This is a genomic window from Mesorhizobium sp. M1A.F.Ca.ET.072.01.1.1, from assembly GCF_004023325.1.
In the GTDB taxonomy this organism is placed as follows: Bacteria; Pseudomonadota; Alphaproteobacteria; order Rhizobiales; family Rhizobiaceae; genus Mesorhizobium.
This window is the reverse complement of the sequence record NZ_RZSF01000761.1, coordinates 1-422: the sequence shown is the minus strand read 5'-3', so window position 1 is coordinate 422 and position 422 is coordinate 1. Positions and strand designations below refer to the sequence as shown.

1 pseudogene is annotated in these 422 nt (G+C 69.0%); it reads left to right on the top strand.

Annotated features, from left to right (window positions below):
* Positions 1–422: pseudogene (locus EOA32_RS39135) on the top strand (salicylate hydroxylase); the annotation flags it as partial.

Genomic DNA, 422 nt, shown 5'->3' with positions numbered 1-422 from the left:
CTGGTGGCGCACCGCGCCGACCTGCAGGCCGCGCTGGCGGCGCGCATGGCAGAGCATCCCGAGATCCAACTCGTCACCGGCGCGCGGGTGACGGACGTCGCTGTTCAGCCGCAAAACATCGCCGTCACCGCCGAAACGGATGGCGGCAGCATCAACGCCGCCGGCGGCCTGCTGATCGGCGCCGACGGCGTCTGGTCGTCGGTTCGCACGGTGCTTGTGGGTCGAGAGCCGGCTTTCGGGAAGAACCGCTTCTCGGGCGAGCTGGCCTGGCGCGCAACGGTTGCAGCGACAAGCGCCGCCGGCCAGGCTTTTGCGGCGATCGCCGCCGGCGACTGCATCACCGCCTTCCTCCATCCCGGCTTCCATATGGTCGCCTATCCGGTGAGCAAAGGCAGCGACTTCAACCTCGCCGCTTTCACCAG